We start from the raw sequence: 21,641 nt of genomic DNA, 5'->3' as shown, positions 1-21,641 counted from the left end.
AAAATTTTCCATGACGTCGAATTAACTTCGATCGGGAAACTTATACTTTCTTAAAGCGAAAGAGGGGGGACTACTTTGAGTACCCCCTCTTGATATTCCCTCGCGATTCTCTCACCTTGTTACCCTTCTATCACGTCACTCAGACGAACCATAACCCACTCATTTTCCTAAGCAAGCACGAGACAACAGTCTCAGGGGTCCTACTCTCTTAATCAAAAGGGCGCCTTATTTTCATTTTATAAGACCCTTGTCCAATCCAACTCCTCTCTTTCTGCATTAATATAGAAAGAAGAATTCTTTAAAAAGAGGAGATTTGGCGTGCTTTCAGACAATATTATTAAAACAGGGATGAAATACTTAGGAACACCATATGTATTTAATTCGTCACCGTATCAAACTAACACCTTTGACTGCAGTTCCTTTATGCAGCACATTTTCAAACGACACGGTGTCACTCTTCCAAGAAACTCACGGCAGCAGTATCGAGCTGGTGTCAACGTTCCCTACTCTAATATACAAAAGGGAGACCTGTTATTTTTTACAACACCACGGCGTATGAACAGACAAGGGATAGAAAAGATTGGGCATGTAGCTATCTATATTGGACAAGGTCGCATGCTCCACACCTCTCGTAGGGAAGGAAAGGTATCTGTTGTCCAATTTGCGGGTAATTGGAAAGAAAGGTTCATCGGTGCAAAACGATTCGGATAGGAAAAGCGCACGGTCGCCCCGCTTCTGAGGAAGACAGTTCCTCGCATACTGAGGCGCCTTTTGCCTCGATAGATAGAGATCTTTAGCATATAGACAACCCTCCGCCCTGCCCTTGGGCGAAGACAGCGTCGCGATTGCACTTACACTGTATTCCTAAAAGTTCTGACTGTTTCGGATGACTTCTAGCTGGAAATTTATAAATTGTTTAATATATAAGACATAGGAGCAGCTTGTGTAACTGCTCCATCTTTTATCTTAGCTAGTAAACTGTTCAATGTTCCGTTTTAATTCGCAGGCTCACGTCCCTAAATCCTCAGCCAGCTTATCAATGACTGCAATGTTCTCAGATTGCTTCATTGTTACCTGAGAAACCTCCTGCGCACCAGTCGATGTTTCATCAGCATTTACAATATTAAGGCGCTTTTACATGTTAATCCTCTTTTCTGTCCTTCCTAACTCCGCTATAATCAACTATGTATGAATAAAAACTGATTTTAAAAGGAAACATTTCAAATACATTTAGGATAAGGTGCATAGCTATGAGTATTTTAACAGTAAAAGATTTAAGCCACGGCTTCGGTGATCGTGCTATTTTTAATAACGTCTCCTTTCGATTGCTCAAAGGAGAGCATATCGGGCTCATCGGTGCGAATGGTGAAGGAAAATCAACATTTATGAATATCATTACAGGCAAGCTTCAGCCCGATGAAGGAAAGGTTGAATGGTCGAAAAACGTACGTGTTGGCTACTTGGATCAGCATGCAGTGCTGCAGCGTGGTATGACGATTCGCGATGCATTACGGAGCGCATTTCAATATTTATTTGATATGGAAGCGCAAATGAATGAATTTTACGTCAAGATGGCGGAAGCAACTCCGGAAGAGCTAGAACAAATGCTTGAAGACGTTGGAGTTATTCAAGATATGTTAACTAACAATGATTTCTATGTAATTGATTCTAAGGTTGAAGAGGTGGCCCGCGGACTTGGACTTGATGATGTCGGTCTTGATCGAGATGTTCAGGATTTGAGCGGCGGTCAGCGTACAAAGGTTCTTCTTGCTAAGCTTCTTCTTGAAAAACCCGAAATTCTCTTACTGGATGAGCCGACAAACTATCTTGATGAGCAGCATATCGAATGGTTGAAGCGTTATTTACAGGAATACGAAAATGCCTTTATTTTAATATCCCACGATATCCCATTCTTAAATAATGTAATCAACTTAATTTATCACATGGAAAATCAAGAGTTAAATCGATATGTCGGTGATTATGATAACTTCATGCAAGTATACGAAGTAAAGAAACAGCAGCTTGAATCAGCTTATAAAAAGCAACAGCAAGAGATTGCAGATCTGAAGGATTTCGTAGCTCGCAACAAAGCGCGCGTTTCTACCCGTAATATGGCGATGTCTCGCCAAAAAAAGCTGGATAAAATGGAGGTTATTGAGCTTGCACAGGAAAAACCAAAGCCAGAATTTCATTTTAAGCCTGCTCGCACTTCCGGAAAGCTAATTTTTGAAACAAAGGATCTAGTTATTGGCTATGACAGCCCTCTTTCTAAACCGTTAAACCTGCGGATGGAACGCGGACAAAAAATCGCCCTTGTCGGAGCAAACGGGATCGGAAAAACAACGCTTCTCAGAAGCATTCTTGGTGAACTTCAGCCAGTTTCTGGTTCTGTTCAATTAGGTGAGCACCTGCATATCGGCTATTTTGAACAGGAAATCAAGGAAGCAAACTATAATACATGTATTGAAGAGGTATGGAACGAGTTCCCTTCCTTTAATCAATACGAGGTACGCGCCGCCCTCGCGAAATGCGGATTAACAACAAAGCATATCGAAAGTAAGGTAGCAGTGCTAAGCGGTGGAGAAAAAGCAAAGGTACGCCTTTGTAAGCTTGTCAACAAGGAGACAAACCTTCTTGTACTCGATGAGCCGACAAACCACTTAGACGTAGATGCAAAGGAAGAACTAAAACGTGCCCTAAAAGAGTATAAGGGCAGCATTCTTCTCATCAGCCACGAACCGGAATTTTACCGCGATGTGACTACAGATATTTGGAATTGTGAATCCTGGACTACAAAGGTCTTTTAATATAAACGGAATCCCAATTCGGCAACACTTGCTAATACAGCACAAAATCTTCAGCATAAACTATCAAAGTTTAAAGTGTAAGGAAAAACGCCCGGCCTATGACAAAGCCGGGCGTTTTTCCTAGTATTAGAATACGATTGTTTTATTTCGATCAACGATTACACGGTCTTCTAAATGCCATTTCACAGCACGCGCCAATACGCTGCGCTCGATGGAACGACCGATTTTTTTAAGCGCCTCCACATTGTGGTGATGACGCACTCGCTCTACCCCCTGCTCAATAATTGGACCTTCATCTAAATCGTTCGTTACATAATGAGATGTAGCCCCAATTAGCTTTACCCCACGCTCATGTGCACGCTCATAAGGTCTCGCGCCAATAAAGGCCGGAAGAAACGAGTGATGAATATTGATAATTCGATTCGGATGTGCAGCTACAAAATTAGGAGTTAGAATTTGCATATAACGCGCTAAAATAATTACATCAATCTTATACTCCTCTAGCAATCGCAGTTGCTGTGCTTCTGCCTCTGCACGATTTTCCTTGTTTGCAGGAACATGGCAAAAAGGAATGCCAAATGACTCTGCTGTTTCGCGGGCATCCTCATGGTTGCTGACGATAAGAGCGATATCTGTTAATAAACCTCCGCTTTGCCATTCCCAAAGCAATTCTAATAAGCAATGCAATTCTTTTGAAACAAAAATCGCTGTGCGTTTTAAATCATGTACATAGGATAGCTTCCATTTCATAGAAAACTGCTCAGCAATCTCTTCGAAAGCTTGCTCTATCTCTTTTGCTTTTTGGCTTAATCCTGGGCACTCAAATTCAACACGCATGAAAAATGTACCGCCCTCTGGATTTGTAGAATACTGACTGGATTCAATAATATTAGCATTATATTCGAATAGGAATCGAGATACCGTTGCCACAATCCCTGGTTGGTCAGGGCAGCTAATTAATAAACGCCCTCTATTTCGATTTTGCTCCTGAAATGCTTGCATTTGCTTCTGAATATATGGTTTCATTTGTTCTACCTCTCTATTACTATTGATTATCAATTATACTTTGCGCAGAGAAATATGCAAATATAATGTTTACAATTTTGAATTGGAAATGATAGGTGTACGCTAAATCATAGCTTTTCATATTCATCATATAAGGAACAGATCCGTATCATTTCAATGAAATGCTCTCCAAAACTTCCCTTGTGTATGAAGAATATCTCTTATTCTAATATAAGGGATCGTGAACGTTGGAAAACCTGCTACAAAGGGAGCAATTTCATACGGTTTGAAATAAATATATAATGCCTTATCTGTTACATAGAATGGCTGATCTGCTTGTATTCCCTTATACGCATCAGGAAATACATACGAATATTGATTTTCTGTTTCAATTTGTTGTTTGATGATGTCACTTAATACTTTCACATAATTACTGTCCTTTATAAATAGGTCTTCAAGCTGATAAAGCGTTCCATCTCGTACATCTATGTGGACGTATACCTTCGTTGGCATACCGTGAGCTGCTCCAAATGGAAATTTATATCCGTTCAGCTCTAATACAAGTAAATGCTTCTGGAAAAGCGACAATGAAAAGTCCCCTGTATAGCTATATTGCTGCGCAGTGCTATCAATCGGTTTCACCTGGGAAAGGCGCTTCAACTCCTGATTTACTTCTTCTTGTGCAGCTTTATTCTCCATGCCTTCTATTCTCGGATAATATACAAGATAATGACGGTTCGGTTTATATTTTTCTTCCCTCACTGTATACAAATTATTTAAACGTATCGTTCGATTTTGCTGCCATACGACATCCCCAAATCTGTTTCGATATGATAAACGATTATCTACATTTGCTTCAATCAGATTTCCAACGATGCGAACCGTCCCGTTTCCATGCACAATTGGTAGACCCGTCTCAGCTTTTCCATTCTTACCGATAAAAAAGGTATTCCTGCCATCATCTACAGAAGTTAACCCCTTCTCATAATTGCCTACATCATAATACACAAAATCCGTTAAAAACAAACCGCTTGTATCTGTGATAGCATAGCGTGATCCGATAAAAGGTTGTTTTTTATCAAGTGCCTTCCCTACCGCAAGCCTACCTTCTCCAAGAGGCAGAATATCATTATACGCAGGCTTAATGATCAATCGACCATTCCTATCAATAAGTCCAAATGCGTTCATGTAATTCTCCGCTGTATTCACGACAGCTCTTCCTTCTTGAAACGTCTGTGCTCCTGTATATTTCGGTTCAATCACAACATGTCCGGTTTCATCTATAAACCCATACCGACTATCTGACTTCTCTTGAAAGGCTAATAAACCTTCCCCGATATCTCCAACAAAGGCATACGGATAAGTATGGACAATTGTTCCGCTTCTATCAACCAATGCAAATTGAGAATCACTTATTTGTACAACAGCTTTTCCACCCTTAAAGTCCCTAGCTAATTCATACGAAAGAGGAATAACCTCCCTGCCCTGTTCGTCTAAATAACCGTATAAATATTTACCCTGTTGGTTTGTATCAGCGTATATAGCACGCCCTTCTTTGTATGTCCCAATATAGCTGTAGGGCTTGCTCGTTAGTACATTTCCTTTCTCATCAATAACATGAAATCCACGGTTATCTGTAACAGCGGCACGTCCTTCTGAAAATTCCGAAATGGTTCCGTATCTAGGTTTTACAACGAATGCTCCAGATGCATCAATTACCCCGAATACCCTCCCGACTCTCACAACGGCCAAGCCATTTGCTTGAAAACGAAGCGCATCATCGTATTGCGGCGGCAAAATAAACCGTCCCCCGCCATCGATATATCCCCATTTCTCACCTTGTAGTGTTTGAATGGAAACACGGTATAAGTAGGCCGCCCTCATGTTCGATAGTTCTTCCCTTAGCTGCGGCCATTCTCCTTTAAGCATAGGAGGAGCAGTTAAGCTTGTAGCAGTACCGGTTGATAGGAGGGCTTGATTCGGAATCTCTTTCATCTTTTCCTGATAGTATCTTGCAACCTTTTTTCGGTAGTATGGATACAGATCCGCTGCAGGCTCTAAACTGTTATTTCTCCACCTGTATACCCCAAGCTGATACATCTCTTCATTTTCACGCAGCCATAAGGCAATTTCATATTGTCCATCTAGGACCGGCATATCCTCAACCTCTATCCCGCTAAAATAGATACCCGGCCTTGTAATTTCTCGTACTCCGTTCTGCGTCCACTCATATATGGCAAGCTCTGACCAAGTCTCCCTTACCTGCCAGCCTGCAATAATATTCACCAGCCCTCTTCCTGTAACAGGAGCCGCATATAAATAGGAAATATCATAGCCGCGTCCTCGTATATGAGCAATTACCCTCCACCCCTGGTTAAACTGCTTCAGGGTTAAGAGATAGATCTCCCCATACCATCTGTAGGCACCAGTTATTTCATTTGCTCCGTCACCGTCTATGTCGGCCTCATAGATAACTGCATGATCGCCATCCATAAGCAAGCTTGCATGAACCGGTAAAAATGCTTGTAAAAGACTCGCGTATCCTCCCATGCGCTCCCCCCTATTTTCCTTATAAGTCTGAATGTTCGTGAGCTGCACTTATTGCATATAAATAATCCTCTTTTATAAGAGATAGACTAAACAGGGTACTTGTAATACTTTTACACGAAGCAAATTTACTTAGAATGAAAATACAGCAACACTTTCTTTTATTCCGATTCTTTTCAGTATATGATAGATACTGACACAATTTACGAAGGAGACTTATTTCCATGTCTAATTTAGAAAATAATGAGCAAGCAGTTCCAAAGAAAGTCAGTCTTCAAGAAGCGATGAAACAGATGCTCGCTAATAAGAAGCAAGGACAGACAGCTGGTAAAACAGACAATGGTCTTGTCAAAAATACAAAAGCAATGAAAAGCCAGCAGACGAAAAAACCAAACAATCAACGACGAAGAACAGGTGTATAATAGTTTTTTTGGGAATTTATTATTATAATATATTCAGTTCCTGAAAATATTGACGAGAACAGCACTTGTGAATACGTAAAAAACAAGGCTTTCAAATCGTTCGAAACAAATTGTGCTACAAGGAGGTTTAAAAGATGGAGCATAACACGTCTAACTTCATTCGAAATATTGTAAAAGAAGATCTAGAAACAGGTAAGCGCGATTATGTTATTACCCGCTTCCCGCCAGAGCCAAACGGCTACTTGCATATTGGTCATGCAAAATCGATTGTATTAAACTTTGAACTGGCAGATGAATTTAAAGGAAAAACAAATTTACGATTCGATGATACGAATCCTTTAAAGGAAGATGTCGAATATGTAAACTCCATTAAGGAAGACGTAACATGGCTCGGCTACGACTGGGACGGCTTATTCTTCGCTTCTGACTATTTTGAAGAAATGTATGAGCGCGCAGTCCTTCTCATTAAAAAGGGACTGGCTTATGTGGATGACCTATCAGCAGCGGAAATCCGTGAATACCGTGGTACTCTTACACAGCCTGGCAAGGAAAGTCCATTCCGTAATCGTTCTATCGAGGAAAATCTCGACCTATTTAACAAGATGCGCAACGGGGAATTTAAGGACGGCGAAAAGGTATTACGGGCGAAAATCGACATGACCTCACCTAATATCAATCTGCGCGACCCTGTTATTTACCGTATTGCTCATGCAACGCACCATAATACAGGCGATGCATGGTGCATCTATCCAATGTACGCATTCGCCCACCCTCTTGAGGATGCAATTGAGAATGTTACGCACTCTATTTGTACAACAGAGTTTGAAGATCAACGTCCTTTATACAATTGGATTATCGAGAATTGTGAAACAGAAAGCAAACCGCAGCAAATTGAATTTGGTCGCTTAAATCTCACAAACACTGTTATGAGCAAACGAAAGCTAAAGCAATTGGTAGATGAAGGTATAGTAGATGGCTGGGATGATCCACGTATGCCGACAATTTCCGGCTTGCGCCGAAAAGGCTACACACCGGAAGCTATTCGTACATTCTGCCGTGAAATTGGTGTCGCAAAGGCATTCAGCACAGTTAACTCGCAGATGCTGGAGCATTTTGTCCGCGAAGACTTAAAATTAAAAGCACCGCGCACAATGGGGATTGTCCGACCATTAAAGGTTGTTATTACAAACTATCCGGAAGGCGAAGTGGAATGGCTCGATGCGGAAATTAACCCAGAAAATCCTGAAATGGGTATAAGAAAAATTCCGTTCTCTCGTGAAATTTACATTGAGCAGGATGACTTTATGGAAAACCCGCCAGCAAAATATTTCCGTCTCTTCCCTGGCAATGAAGTACGCCTAAAGCATGCATACTTCATTAAATGCAATGATGTTGTGAAGGATGAAAATGGAAACGTGATTGAACTCCACTGTACGTATGATGTGGAAACAAAGAGCGGCAGCGGCTTTACAGGACGTAAGGTAAAAGGAACGATTCACTGGGTTGAAGCTTCCAAAGCGATATCAGCTGAATTCCGTTTATATGAGCCGCTTATTCTAGATGATCAAAAACAAGAAGAAGGTGAAACCTTCCTTGATCATATAAATCCAAATTCCTTAGAAATTCTACAAGGCTATATTGAGGAAAATATGAAGGATGTACAGCCTCAGGATAAATTCCAATTTTTCCGTCACGGTTACTTTAATGTAGACCCTAAACATACATCGAAGGATCATATAGTGTTTAACCAAATTGTTTCCTTGAAAAGCTCATTTAGAATATAATAAGTAGAAATGAGGCTGTGAAAAAATTCTCCACAGCCTCATTTTATGTTTATATACCTTATGCCACTAAATTTGCGCTTTTCAATACCTCTTCCAGCTTTAGAAGAGCTTCCGCCTCATCTTGTCCTTCCGCAGAAATCTTTACTTTCGCTCCTGCTGGAATCCCAAGAGCCATTACACCCATAATCGATTTCAAGTTTACTATTTTCCCGTTGTACTCCAGTGTAATTTCAGATGCGCATTTACTCGCCTGGCTCACTAATACAGTTGCAGGTCGTGCGTGAATCCCTGCCTCCTCAATCACTGTAAATGTTTTTTCAACCATAATCAATCTCCTGACTATTTATATTTATACCCGATCCTTAGAGGTTGCAACATACTCATACAACTCTACAAATTCCATTGCTAAATCCTTTATCATAATCGCATTCATTAAATGGTCTTGAGCATGAACCATTAAAAGAGAAATCTCGTTCTTTTCTCCTCTAATTTCACCTTGGATTAAAGAAGTTTGTATATGATGAGCCTGATTTAATGCCTCGCCAGCCTCTTGAATCTTTTCTCTTGCAGTTGCAAAATCCCCTTGCTTTGCTGCTGCAAGAGCCTCCATTGCTGAGCTTTTACCATTTCCCCCATGAAGGATAATTTGAAAGACAACTTCTTCTGAATTTCCCACAACCTTTTCCTCCTTTGAACTATGAGCAAACTCGCTTATTCTATTTTAGCTGTTAATTGCTCTGCAAACTTCACTACTTCTTCCCCATTGCACATTCCATAGTGAACAGGATTAATTACATCAACTGGAACCCCCTTCTGTTGCCCTAGCTGTTTCAGCTGTGGCAGCAAGAAACGCACTTGCGGACCTAGCAATAACACGTCAGCACTATCAATATGATTTTTCACTACATCCCCTGGAACTGCCCAGATTTTATACGACTTCCCTTGCGCCTCTGCACTTTTCTCCATTTTCGTTACTAATAAGCTAGTCGACATTCCTGCTGCACAACATAATAAAATATTCATATAAGGATTCCTCCATTTATTTAATAATTGAGATGAAATTGTGTTTTTTTGATGATTTCATTCTATTATAAAAACGCTTACAATTAAACATATGCTTTTTCCGTTATGTAACGGAAAGTTTAAATACAAGATAACTACTGTCTGGAAACTTATACCTTCCTGCAGTGGTACAAAAAGGCTGGTCCTGGTACAATTTGATTCGTACCGGAACCAGCCTCTCTATTATGCTTCAACCTTTGCAAAAAATTGTGGTAAATAATCTTTATGTGCTTCTAGCATTTCATCCAAGATTTTTTTACCAACCTTATCGGAAGGAACAAGCGGGTTAATTGTCATAGCAAGTAAAGCTGTATCATAGCTGCCTGTTACAGCTGCTTCGGCAGCTACACGTTCAAAGGACTTGATTTGCTGTACGAGTCCTCGGACTGCAACTGGTAAATCTCCGCTAATGATTGGCTTTGGACCTTCTTTTGTAATTACACAGCTCACCTCAACAGCAGAGTCATGTGGAATGCTTGCAATCGCACCGTTATTAATCGTATTAACCGGTTGAATATCACGTTTATCATTATAGATAGAAGAAATTAGACGAACAGCTGCATCGCTATAGTAAGCCCCGCCGCGTTGCTCTAATTGAGGCGGCTTCACAGCCAAATTAGGATCTTTGTACAGCTCAAATAATTCATCCTCAAGCTTCTTGACCACTTCTGCTCTTGTTGTACCCTCTTTAAAGTTTTTCAGCTCTTTTTGAAGCATTTCATCTTTTTTGTAGTAGTACAAATGATATGGACAAGTTAAAGCGTTGAGCGCTCGAATGAATTCCGGTTCCCATCCTTGTCCTTCTACATTTTTAACAAAGCTGCTGTTTTCTGGATTTGATAGCATTTCAATCACTTTATCTTTTACACTTACTCCATCTACATACACATCTAATCCGTATACCATATGGTTTAGACCGGCGAAATCAATACGAATGCGGGAATGCTCCACATCTAGCAGCTTTGCAATCCCCATTTCAATTCCAATCGGAACATTACATAAACCAACGATTTTCCTATGATCTGTATAACGAAGAACAGCCTCTGTTACCATACCAGCCGGGTTTGTGAAGTTAATTAACCAAGCATTTGGACATAATTCCTTAATATCCTTTACAATATCCAAGATAACTGGAATTGTGCGTAATCCTTTAAATAGTCCACCTGGACCATTTGTCTCTTGTCCTAATACTCCATGGCTTAAAGGAATTCTTTCATCCTTCGCACGAGCATCAAGTAATCCTACACGAAACTGAGTTGTAACAAAGTCTGCATTAGGCAGGGCCTCTCTTCGATTTAACGTTAAATGTACCTCGATATCTAGACCTGCTTTTTCAATCATACGCTTAGCAAGGTTTCCTACAATTTCTAACTTTTCTTTTCCTTCTTCTACGTCTACTAACCATAATTCACGTACAGGCAGTTCCTCATAGCGTTTAATAAAACCTTCTACTAATTCCGGTGTATAGCTTGATCCTCCGCCAATCGTTACAATTTTGATACCTTGTTTCAATGGATTGTTTTCCATAGTAATCCTCCTCTTTAAATAAGTGGTATGTATATGGTGATTCCAACCAGTTTATGCGTTATAACACCGGGAAGAGCCCTAGCTATGAGCACATCCCGGAGAAAACATGTTACTCAAATCGTCTTCGTCTACATTCATAGCTAAATTGCTCAAACACTGACACCTTGGGGTAACTTTATTAGCTCATACATATCTACCATCTCTGTTGCTAGATCCTTCATTGTGATCGCATTCATTAAATGGTCTTGCGCATGAATCATAAGAAGAGAAATTTCTGTCTTCTCCCCGCGAATCTCCCTTTGAATTAAGGATGTTTGGAAATGATGAGCCCCATTGAGCTCCTCTCCAGCTTCCTTCAGCTTCTCTCTTGCTTCTGCAAAATTACCCTGTTTCGCCGCTGCGATAGCTTCCATTGAGGAGCTTCTTCCATTTCCGGCATGAAGGATGATTTGAAAAATCACTTCTTCTAAGTTGTTCATGATATATTCCTCCTTTATGAAATCAATTTGACACAGATAAAATGTATGTCAGGCAGATTGTCTCCTGCCTGATATAGACAAATTGTTTGAAAAGAGCTTATGCAATCTTATTACCTGTTGCATCACTTCCGCCTTCTTCAACGAAATTCTTCTTATCCCACATTTTGAAGAATGGATAGTACATACAAAACGCAATCGCGATATTTACCAGCTGCATCACAGCCCCGGAAATTTTCCCGCCTGTAGCTAAATATCCTGATAGAAGCGGCGGCATTGTCCAAGGCACTGCAATTCCCGCTGTTTTAGCAACTAAGCCCGTTGACATTCCAATATATGTTGCGATCACTGTAAGAATTGGTGTTAAGACGAACGGGATAATCAGCATAGGGTTCATAACAATCGGCATACCAAAGATAATCGGTTCATTGATATTAAAAATAGCGGGTCCAATTGCTAATTTTCCTAATTGCTTTCCTTGCGTACTTCTAGAACGTAGAACCATAGCTACTACAAGCGCCAAAGTAGCACCGCTTCCACCAATGTTAATAAAGTTATCAAAAAATTGCTGTGTTACAATATTCGGTAATGCCTCATGATTTTGGAAGGCTAAACGGTTTTCATCCATTGCGCCATACCAAATCGGTGCCATTACACCACTTACAATGTTAGATCCGTGCAAGCCGCAAGACCATAACAATACAACAACTAGCTCAGCAACAATACTTCCACCTAATGTTCCACCTAGGATACCAAGCGGCTTTCCTAATACTTCTCCAATAATATTGTGTAAGCTTTGAAAATCTGTTTGTTCAACAAGTAAACGTAGTACCCAAATCAATGTAATAACTGCAAATCCAGGAATGAGTGCGGCAAATGATTTTCCTACAGATGGCGGTACTCCATCTGGCATTTTAATGATGATATCCTTTTGAATAATCCAACGATAAATCTCAGTAGAAAGCATTGCGATAAGCATTGCAACGAATAACCCTTTACTTCCCATTAAAGCAGTAGGAATTCCACCATCTACCAAAATAGCTTCCTTTGCTCCCTCTGCAAGGAAGGATACTTTGTACGGCGTTGCCAGTAAGAAAGCAGCAACAGAAATAGCTCCTGCTGATAGTGCGTCTACTCCATATTTTTCAGCTAATCGATAGGCAATCCCAAATGCGGCAATAAGCGCCATAATGTCGAATGTTGCTCCTACAGGATATGAAAGCTTCGTTGCCCATTGATCTCCAAATATTCCTGCCATAAATTCGTTATAGCCTGGTATCGGCAAGTTCGCCAGAATTAAGAAAACAGAACCGATGATGATAAGGGGCATAGAGAGTACAATTCCATCGCGCAGGGCTTGTAAATGACGTTGCCCTGCGATACGACCAGCGATTGGCATAACCTTATTTTCTAATACATCTGTAAATTTGCTCACAGCATTCACGCTCCTATTTAGAAACTAATTGTTCTGCAAATTTCACTACCTCTGCACCGTTACAAGTTCCATAGTGAACTGAGTTAATCACATCAACCGGAATACTTTTCTCTTCTCCTAATTTTTTTAATTGAGGAAGCATATAGCGTACTTGCGGGCCTAACAACAAAATGTCTGCTTGATCAACATGATTTCGTACGGAGTCACCTGAAACAGCCCAGATCTTATACTCTTTACCTTGCTCTTGTGCACTTTTCTCCATTTTTGTAACTAGTAAACTTGTAGACATTCCTGCAGCGCAGCATAATAAAATATTCATGTAAAATTCCTCCTTGGCTATATTCTACTTTTTGTAATCATGTATGAAAGCGTTTCCTTTTCATGTCTTTATATTAACTTGAGAGCGATTTCAACTACACATAACCTTTTTCCGTTACACAACGGAAAAAGATAATAGAATCTTTAGACTATTTATTAGGTTAAATGGTACTAACTAGAACTATAAAACTGTTCACTGTATAAGCACTGATGCCCTATCTATCCCTGGAAACATGCAAGTACAACTCCCCCACTTACCCTTCCTCACTATAAGCAGTCCTCGGATTGATAAGAAAACTCGCCGATTGGCGAGCCCTGCTCTTGGGCGAAGACAGAGGCTTAGTTGCACTTATACTTTATTCCTAAAATTCCCCACTACGTCGAATGAACTTCTAGCTAGGAATTTATACTTTCTTGAAGTGCAAAAGAATATTCTTTGTAGAAGAAGGCTGGGTCACATAACTCTCCGCAATAAAAAAATCCTCCGCTACAATCGTTCATAGCAGAGGAATATTCCATAACTATTATCTTTTCCCTAAAAACACGCGAGTAAATTCGTTATAGTTCTTACATTTCAATAATTGCTGCACCAAACTCTGATCCTCTACTACCTTTCCTAGCAAATTATACATTTTTTGCAGGTCTGTTGTGCTGTTTTTTTCTACACTTAACAAACAGACAAACTGGACCTGTTTGTCCTTCCACAATATAGGTCTTTGTAACGTACAAATAGACCAAAAGGTAGTATCTGTCTCCGGCATAATAGGATGAGGGATAGCTACTAAATTACCAAAGCTAGTAGGTGACATAGCTTCCCTTTGAAATACAGAATCTATAAATCCCTCTTTAACAAGCCCCTGCTTCTGGAGATTATCCCCTAAAAACCGCAACACTTCTTCCTTTGTTTCAAACCTTTGTTGAAGGAACACCAATTCTTCTCTTGTGTATTCCAGTGTTTCATTAGAATGATCTAGCATAGTATGTTCAATCTTTTGAATATCATTTCCATCTAGAATGGTATTCACTTCAATGACTGGAATAGGCAAGGAGTCGGAGATTGGAATCGTACTAATGATAAAATCAAGTGTATGCATAGGTACCTGATGAAGCTTATAGTATTCCGTTGTTCCTGCTATTTCCATCCTTGAACCAAACTTGGATTGCAGCTTATAGTATACGAGCTTGGCACTTCCTACACCCGAAGCACAGACAATCATACATCTCTTTGGCTGATGCAGCATCTTTTTCCGCTCTATAGCTGCTCCTATGTGAAGGGCAAGATAACCGATTTCATTTTCATCTATTTTAATTTCTAATTCTTTTTCTAAAATCATTCCAGCAAGGATTGCTGCCTCAAAAGCGAGTGGATAATTTGTTTTTATCGCTGCAAGCATAGGGTTTCGTAAATTCATTCCGTATCGGTATCGATTCATTGCTGGCTTTAGGTGCAGACTAATTCCGAAAATAAGCTCTTTATCATACCTAATTCCTAAATTTAATTTACTCTCAATCCCCTCTAGAACCTTGAGTGTAAGAGGATAGATTTCCTTGTCCATTAACACTTGGAGGTTTTCTTCATCCATGTCTGTATGGGTGACTAGCTTTGTCCCTAACAAATGCATGGCAATATACGCAACCTCTGTTTGCGGAAACGATATTTGCAGGCTCTGTTCAATGGCTTCAACAATTTCTAATGCTGCTTTATATTCATATTGTTTAATAATGTGAACTAGTTCATTTCCATAGATAGATACATGATTACTACTTCTAATACGTTTACAAGCAATTGCAATATGAACAATAAGATTATTAAGTGCTACATCAGAGAGTGTGATTCCGTACTCTTTAATTTGTCCTAGGATGATATTTCGGATTATTATTATTTCTTCTTTTGCAATAATAGAAAGCTGCTCATTAATCTTATTTAGCTCTCTTGCCTTCTGATTAAATATATACTCCGACATACAAAAGCGGAGCTTAATTTCTTCCCCTTTTAGTTTTAGTCCATAATTGGGGCGCTTTTCTAAAACAATTCCGTATTGCTGCAAGATCTTTTTTACATCCCGTAAATCATTTTGAACAGTCGATTTACTAATGTATAATTCATCTGCTAAATCTTCAAGCTTCATATACTCATTTGTAAGCAGCAAACGCTGCAAGAGATACTGAACACGCGCTTCCTGTGTGTCTGGGATCCCACCTTGCTGCATTGATTCATCTCGGAACATTTCTTGCAGCAGCCTGTGGAAAGCCTGATCATCCCAAACCTCTAGTTCATAGCCAGTCCCTCTTATTGATTTAACCCCAGCACCATGCTTAGAAAGCAATGTATCCAATTCCTTCATATCATTTCTGGCAGTCCGGGAGGTAACTCGATTTATGTTTGCCAAGTATTCACCTGTCACAATGGATGAAGCAGACTTCGCAGCTACTAATTCACGCAGAATCGTAGCTATTCGGGAATTACACATCATGATCACCTTCTCCCTGGATATATAATTTTTCCTTTTGATATTATGCTCAGAGCTTATTTTGCTAAAGATAAACACGACTTCAAAATTACATCCATCTACAAATAAAAAACCTAAATTACTAGAAAGTAAGAAAATAACCGTCCTACTGTTCCAGCAATTTAGGTTTTGCCTGCTTAACCAGTAACAATCCTAAGTTTTCCTCACGTTCATTTTGCATTCAAAAATTAACATGAATTTTAAAAACTGTCAACGCTTTCAAAGTGATTGGGTCAGCTTTTCAGAATATCTTAGCTTTTCTTTATAAGGGATTGCACTCTGGCCGTTAGCCTTATGCTATGTCTGGATAAACAGCTACCGCTCCTTATCGGCGTTCTCAACCATTCTAATAAACACTGTACATTTTTTAAATACCGTTTTTATTAAATTATACACTGACAATATTTTTATTGTACACTAATACTATTTGCATTTATACTTATTTTTTCCGTTACACCTCACACCACGAAAAGAGGATAAGCGTTTCTTCCCTGTATGGAATATGAAGACGGATCATAAGAGCCAGACAGTGTTCACAAAATTATATTGTCTTATTAAATACAAAAAGGAATCAAACTGATTCCTTTTTGTTGTTTTCATATAAAAAATTCCTACGATCCATCGCTGGAGGAAACGGAAGAGGTTGTGGAAATAACAGCAACATACGAAACCATCGCTGCCTGCTGTGCTTGAACAATGGCTTCAATTGCCGTATATAACCCTGTTTCAAGCATACGTGAATCTGATATTTTATCACTCACAAGAAAGTTTACAGCCATCATGAAGTTTACATCTCGATAAGCTTTAAATCGTTTTTCATGATTTAAATGCTCCATAGCTTTACCAACCTCTTCTATGACCTCCGTGCCGTCCTCTAATAGCGCGAGTAAGCCTATCGTAGAATAATGCATCTTCTTTACCTTCTGCCCCGATTGCTTCAGGGCTTGCAGTAATACCGCGCAGCGTCCAATCAAAATATCCTGCTCTACTTCACGATGCAAGGAGAGAATATGGCTTAGAAATTGCAAATCATTTCCCTTTGAAAAGCCTGCCCTACTTAGCTTTTCATAGAAGTCCTCCATCCGTTCAAGCAGGAGCTCTACAGGTTCCTCATGCTTTCCGAGAAGCACCGCCAATGGATAGTCACTGCTTGATGTTAGAAACTTATGCTTTGCCTTCATTCCTTTATATATAGTTAACGACCGTGTAAGAATCTCCCCATACTCCTCTCGATTAGACAACATTGCTGCCGCTGCAATATAAGTGAAGATTCCTCTCGAAAAGCCGCCAGCTACAAGCTTGTCATACAGTTCTAGCAGTCTATGAAATGCTTCAATCGGCTGCTCAAAACGTACATCAAGCATAGCTGCTATTGTAAAACGTGAATACGATTTCAGCGATGAGAAGAAACCAGCCTGCGCTTTCACATATTGACTCAGCTCGAAAAACTGCGGGAAGTGAAACGGCTTATCATTTACAACATACATAGACGCAACAATCATTAATGTGCGTTTATCATTAATCTTCCATCTTAGCTTTTCTTTCAATTGTTCATATATATGCTTATATTCATCTAGTTTCTCCTGTACCACTGTCATCGTAATCCCCTCCCGTTCTCACAATAGCTCTTACTCATACATTCGCAACAGGAGGGGCATATTCCTTGCTTACCTTCTATATTCTCTTAAAACCTGAGGATTCCCTAATAATTAATTCATCCTTCAATACAAACTTTTTCTTCTGTAACGTTTCTCCGTTCATCAGATTTAGTAATAAATCCATGGCCTTTTTTCCAATTTCATACTTTGGCTGGTCAATCGTTGTTATGTTAGGTTCGAATACGGAAGTCATCTTAATATTATCAAAGCCTACCACTGCTATATCCTCCGGTACACGCAATCCCTTATCTTTTATGGCTTTAATTGCTCCTATCGCCATTAAGTCATTAAAGACAAAAACGGCAGTAGGCGGAACCTCTAGCTCAAGCAAATGCAGCATTTGATTGTAACCTGACTCAAGGCTAAAATCGCCTTCCTTAATGTACAGAGGCTCAATGTGCAATTGGTGACTGATCATAGCTTGTTCATAGCCCTTCAGTCGATCCCGGCTTAATATAACATTCATAGGTCCCGCTATATGCGCAATTCTAGTATGGCCCAGCTGGATAAAATGTTCAGTTGCTTTTCTAGCTGCGCTAATATTATCGATAGACACAGTCGGAACATCCAGTTCATCAATATACTCACAGGCGAGCACCACTGGAAATTGATTTGCAATCTCTTCTAAACGTGTTCGATCCATTCTGGCTGTTAATAAAATCATGCCATCCGCTTGCTGCTGAAGTAACAACTCAATATATTCATGTTCCCTGTTGATATTGTTCTCTGTATCCCCTAAAATCACCCGATAGCCACTTTCAAGTGCTATATGCTCAATTCCTCTAAGCACTTCGGAAAAGAAAGGACTTGTGACGTCTGGAATGACAACTAAAACTGTTTTTGTTTCTTTTGTCCTAAATTGTCTGGCAACCATGTTCGGCTGATAATTCAGCTCTTTAATAGCCTCCAACACCTTTTCTCTTGTATCCTTACTTACCTTATCCGGTTTTCTGAGAACCCGGGAAACAGTTGCTGTAGATACATTTGCACGCTTTGCCACATCAATCATTTTCATCATCTATATTCACTCTTCCTCTTGATGTAATCGATTACAAAGAAATTTATAATAAATAATTATCTATTTAACACAAGTAGCTTAAATAGAAAGATACTTCTTATATGATAACGGATAATGACTAAAAGAATCAACTACCCTATAGATTCTTAAAATACCTAACATACAGTTCTTCCTCATAAAACAACAATACCGAGCATATCTACAAAATATGCTCGGTATCTCTCAAATATCTCAGCAAGCCTTCTTTATCTTTTCAGATCAAGCTGATTGCTTATACTGCTCAAATTTTTCCTCCGTCTCCCTACCTGGCTTTGGAGTTAATAGGCTTACTACATAGATAGCAAGTAGGTTTGCAGCAAATCCTGGAAGCATTTCATAAAGTGTGTCCTTCAAAACGGGAATGCTTGTCCAGATGATAACAGTAATTGCCCCGGCAAGCATTCCCGCTAAAGCTCCCCAGCGGTTCATCCGCTTCCAGTATAGGCTCAATAAAATAACCGGCCCAAACGAGGCCCCAAATCCAGCCCATGCATATCCTACCAATGATAGAATTGTACCTGTTTTACCGTAAGCAAGCACTACAGCAACAATTGAAACAAGCAAAACAGCAAGACGGCCGACTAGTATAAGCTCCTTCTCTGTTGCAGAGCGTCTAAAAAACGTCTTATATAAATCTTCAGTCAACGCACTTGAAGTAACAAGAAGCTGTGAAGAAATTGTGCTCATAATTGCCGCCAGAAGTGCCGCCAGCAAAAATCCAGTAATAATAGGATGGAATAAGATTTCACTTAATTCAATAAATACTGTCTCTGGGTTTGCTAAGTTCAACCCTTGCTTAGAGTAATAAGCAATTCCTACAAACCCTGTAAGCATAGCGCCGCCTACAGAAAAGATCATCCATCCCATCCCGATGCCGCGTGCTTTTTTAATTTCCTTCACAGAAGAAATAGCCATAAATCGGACAATAATATGCGGCTGGCCGAAATAACCAAGACCCCAAGCAAATAAAGAAATAATCCCTAAGAGACTTGTCCCTTTAAACAGATCAAACAAGGTAGGATCAATAGTTTTAATCTCAGTAAACGCTGATCCAATTCCGCCAGCATGCATAACGGTCACTAAAGGAACCATAATAAGAGCAACTACCATAATTAATCCCTGAACAAAGTCTGTCCAGCTTACCGCAAGAAACCCGCCGAACAATGTATAAAAAACAACAACACCTGCAACGATCCAAAGACCGATGTGGTAGTCCAAACCAAATGTGTTTTCAAACAAGACCCCGCCGGATACCATTCCAGAGGATACATAAAATGTAAAGAATACCATAATAATAAGTCCAGAAATTAAACGTAGCATCTTAGAAGCATCACCAAAACGATTCTCTAAAAAAGCTGGAATAGTCATAGAATTATTTGCAACTTCGGTATAGCTTCTTAATCGCGGCGCAACATACAGCCAGTTCGCAAAAGCACCTAATGTAAGACCAATCGCGATCCAAGACGCACTAATTCCTTGAACAAACATGGCTCCTGGAAGCCCCATCAATAACCATCCACTCATATCGGCTGCCCCTGCGCTGATTGCAGTAACTGCCGGACCAACCGTTCTTCCGCCTAGCATATAATCAGACAAACTAGACGTACGCTTGTAAGCATAGTAACCTATAATGAGCATGCCTAACATGTATACACCAATAGAAGCTAATAACTCAACCTTCATCTATATTTCCCCCTTTCACCTTTTCTAATATAATGGTTTGTCCTGAATATCGCAATAATTTATACATAATATACTCTATTGTTTTCCCTAGAAACACTGCGTATTGAAGACTAATAAGAAACTATTCCCATCAAGTTCAAAGCACCTCTTTATGGGGAAATTTTGCAGATTTTAATTATAATGAAGTACGAGGTTACAAATGATGGAATAACCTTAAAATATAAAGAAAAACCGCCGATTGGCGAGCCCTGACCTTGGATGAAGACAGAGGTGTAGTTGCACTTACACTGTACTCCTAAAATTTCCGACTACGCTGAATTCATCTCCAACTGGAAATTTATACTCTCTTCCAATGTAAAAAACCTTGAATGTATATGCATCCAAGGTCTCTTTGTAATTATTTATTTAATTGTATAAATATTACTCAAATAGCTTTTTAATCCTTCCCATTGGCCCCTGACCCATTTCCTTTTTACCTTTGATTACATTTGTATACAAAGCGTCAATGAGGCTTAACTGAACAATTCTGGAAAAGACATCCTCAGAGCGCATTTCAACTCCATTAGAAACTGTACGCAAAAGGACATCTGCTTTCTTATTGAGAGAGGATTTTGTCAAATTAGTAATGACAATTGTCTTAGCCCCTGCTTCTTTTGCCGCCTCACAAACTTGGACCGTATCTGTATTGGCACCTGAATCTGAAATAATGACTGCTACATCCTTTTCGGTAAGCTGTGATGCCGCTCGCAGCTGTAGATATGGATCCGTATAGGCTACCGTAGTGATTCCTGAACCAATAAATTTATGATGGGCATCAAGCGCTACGATTCCTGAGCCGCCTATCCCGTAAAATTCAACCCGTTCTGCCTGTAATATAGCTTTTACCGCCTTTTTGATTAGGGAAAAATCCATCATCTGAATCGTATCTTTAAAGGTCCGAATACTGGTATTAAAGATTTTTTCCGTAACGGCCCTTTCATTATCATGCTCTTGAATCTTTTCCTGAACCATTTCTCGAATCGGCAAGGCAACTTCAGAAGCCAATACAATTTTCATGGCTTGATATCCTTTAAAACCCATTCTTTGGCAAAAGCGAAAAACAGTTGAAGTTGCTACACCAATATCCTCAGAAACCTGTGTAATCGTTTGATGCATGATTTTCTCTGGAAACTGCAAAATATAATCAGCAACTTTTTTTTCTGTTTCACTAAGCTCCGGGTAAAAGGACTGGATTCTAGTGAAACACTGTTGAGGCTGTTCCATTTTTTTCACCCCTTTCCCACAGCATCTTACTCTATATTATAACTAAAATCCTTTAACAAAGAAATTTTTTTCTTGGAAACGATTGCA

At 39.7% G+C, this 21,641-nt stretch carries 18 protein-coding genes; 4 read left to right on the top strand and 14 right to left on the bottom strand.

Annotated elements, in window-relative coordinates; translation table 11 throughout:
- The first annotated feature begins 318 nt into the window (after positions 1-318).
- Both AAHB12_RS19310 and AAHB12_RS19305 read left to right on the top strand, forming a co-directional pair.
- On the top strand, positions 319-711 hold the full coding sequence (locus tag AAHB12_RS19310) for a C40 family peptidase (RefSeq protein WP_129730547.1): 393 nt from the start codon (positions 319-321) through the stop codon (positions 709-711).
- A gap of 539 nt (positions 712-1,250) precedes the next feature.
- Positions 1,251-2,807 carry an ABC-F family ATP-binding cassette domain-containing protein gene (locus tag AAHB12_RS19305; protein ID WP_129730545.1) on the top strand — a complete coding sequence of 519 codons (1,557 nt, stop codon included), beginning with the start codon at positions 1,251-1,253 and terminating at the stop codon, positions 2,805-2,807.
- A 126-nt stretch (positions 2,808-2,933) separates the two neighbouring features.
- Here AAHB12_RS19305 and purU read toward each other — a convergent pair whose 3' ends face one another.
- Positions 2,934-3,833 (bottom strand): formyltetrahydrofolate deformylase, encoded by a 900-nt coding sequence (gene purU / locus AAHB12_RS19300; RefSeq protein WP_342046561.1) that lies wholly within the window; start codon positions 3,831-3,833, stop codon positions 2,934-2,936.
- Positions 3,834-3,986: 153 nt separating this feature from the next.
- The gene (locus tag AAHB12_RS19295; RefSeq protein ID WP_342046560.1) at positions 3,987-6,362 is read right to left on the bottom strand and encodes a WG repeat-containing protein; all 2,376 of its coding nucleotides are present in this window, start codon (positions 6,360-6,362) and stop codon (positions 3,987-3,989) included.
- Between the two features lie 221 nt (positions 6,363-6,583).
- Here AAHB12_RS19295 and AAHB12_RS19290 point away from each other — a divergent pair, with 221 nt between their 5' ends.
- Together AAHB12_RS19290 and AAHB12_RS19285 are read left to right on the top strand one after the other, a co-directional pair.
- A complete protein-coding gene (locus AAHB12_RS19290) occupies positions 6,584-6,781 on the top strand; it encodes a hypothetical protein (protein WP_129730539.1) in 198 nt (65 codons plus the stop codon).
- Between the two features lie 134 nt (positions 6,782-6,915).
- Positions 6,916-8,565, top strand: coding sequence for a glutamine--tRNA ligase/YqeY domain fusion protein (locus AAHB12_RS19285; RefSeq protein WP_342046559.1), 1,650 nt, complete (start codon positions 6,916-6,918; stop codon positions 8,563-8,565).
- A 58-nt stretch (positions 8,566-8,623) separates the two neighbouring features.
- Here the strand turns inward: AAHB12_RS19285 and AAHB12_RS19280 are convergent, their stop codons facing one another.
- The 12 genes from AAHB12_RS19280 to AAHB12_RS19225 form a co-directional block, all read right to left on the bottom strand.
- Positions 8,624-8,890, bottom strand: coding sequence for a phosphocarrier protein HPr (locus AAHB12_RS19280; RefSeq protein WP_129730535.1), 267 nt, complete (start codon positions 8,888-8,890; stop codon positions 8,624-8,626).
- A gap of 24 nt (positions 8,891-8,914) precedes the next feature.
- A complete protein-coding gene (locus tag AAHB12_RS19275) occupies positions 8,915-9,241 on the bottom strand; it encodes a PTS lactose/cellobiose transporter subunit IIA (RefSeq protein WP_342046558.1) in 327 nt (108 codons plus the stop codon).
- Positions 9,242-9,276: 35 nt separating this feature from the next.
- The gene (locus AAHB12_RS19270) at positions 9,277-9,588 is read right to left on the bottom strand and encodes a PTS sugar transporter subunit IIB (RefSeq protein WP_342046556.1); all 312 of its coding nucleotides are present in this window, start codon (positions 9,586-9,588) and stop codon (positions 9,277-9,279) included.
- A 222-nt stretch (positions 9,589-9,810) separates the two neighbouring features.
- Positions 9,811-11,139 carry a 6-phospho-beta-glucosidase gene (locus AAHB12_RS19265; protein WP_342046591.1) on the bottom strand — a complete coding sequence of 443 codons (1,329 nt, stop codon included), beginning with the start codon at positions 11,137-11,139 and terminating at the stop codon, positions 9,811-9,813.
- Positions 11,140-11,303: 164 nt separating this feature from the next.
- Positions 11,304-11,633, bottom strand: a complete 330-nt coding sequence (locus AAHB12_RS19260; protein ID WP_342046555.1) for a PTS lactose/cellobiose transporter subunit IIA — start codon at positions 11,631-11,633, stop codon at positions 11,304-11,306.
- Positions 11,634-11,730: 97 nt separating this feature from the next.
- Positions 11,731-13,029: a PTS cellobiose transporter subunit IIC gene (gene celB / locus AAHB12_RS19255; protein ID WP_410776883.1), complete on the bottom strand. Its 1,299-nt coding sequence runs from the start codon at positions 13,027-13,029 to the stop codon at positions 11,731-11,733.
- 49 nt (positions 13,030-13,078) lie between these two features.
- Positions 13,079-13,405 (bottom strand): PTS sugar transporter subunit IIB, encoded by a 327-nt coding sequence (locus tag AAHB12_RS19250; RefSeq protein ID WP_342046590.1) that lies wholly within the window; start codon positions 13,403-13,405, stop codon positions 13,079-13,081.
- 502 nt (positions 13,406-13,907) lie between these two features.
- Positions 13,908-15,854, bottom strand: coding sequence for a BglG family transcription antiterminator (locus tag AAHB12_RS19245; protein ID WP_342046589.1), 1,947 nt, complete (start codon positions 15,852-15,854; stop codon positions 13,908-13,910).
- Between the two features lie 650 nt (positions 15,855-16,504).
- On the bottom strand, positions 16,505-17,491 hold the full coding sequence (locus AAHB12_RS19240) for a DUF4003 family protein (protein ID WP_342046553.1): 987 nt from the start codon (positions 17,489-17,491) through the stop codon (positions 16,505-16,507).
- 76 nt (positions 17,492-17,567) lie between these two features.
- Positions 17,568-18,569, bottom strand: a complete 1,002-nt coding sequence (locus AAHB12_RS19235) for a LacI family DNA-binding transcriptional regulator (RefSeq protein ID WP_342046552.1) — start codon at positions 18,567-18,569, stop codon at positions 17,568-17,570.
- A 258-nt stretch (positions 18,570-18,827) separates the two neighbouring features.
- Positions 18,828-20,291 carry a sodium/proline symporter PutP gene (gene putP, locus AAHB12_RS19230; RefSeq protein WP_342046551.1) on the bottom strand — a complete coding sequence of 488 codons (1,464 nt, stop codon included), beginning with the start codon at positions 20,289-20,291 and terminating at the stop codon, positions 18,828-18,830.
- A gap of 420 nt (positions 20,292-20,711) precedes the next feature.
- A complete protein-coding gene (locus tag AAHB12_RS19225; RefSeq protein ID WP_129730517.1) occupies positions 20,712-21,554 on the bottom strand; it encodes a MurR/RpiR family transcriptional regulator in 843 nt (280 codons plus the stop codon).
- Positions 21,555-21,641: the final 87 nt, after the last annotated feature.

This window comes from Bacillus sp. OTU530 (assembly GCF_038440375.1).
Note: the sequence above shows the minus strand (reverse complement) of the source record. Positions and strands in the feature narration are given on the sequence as shown.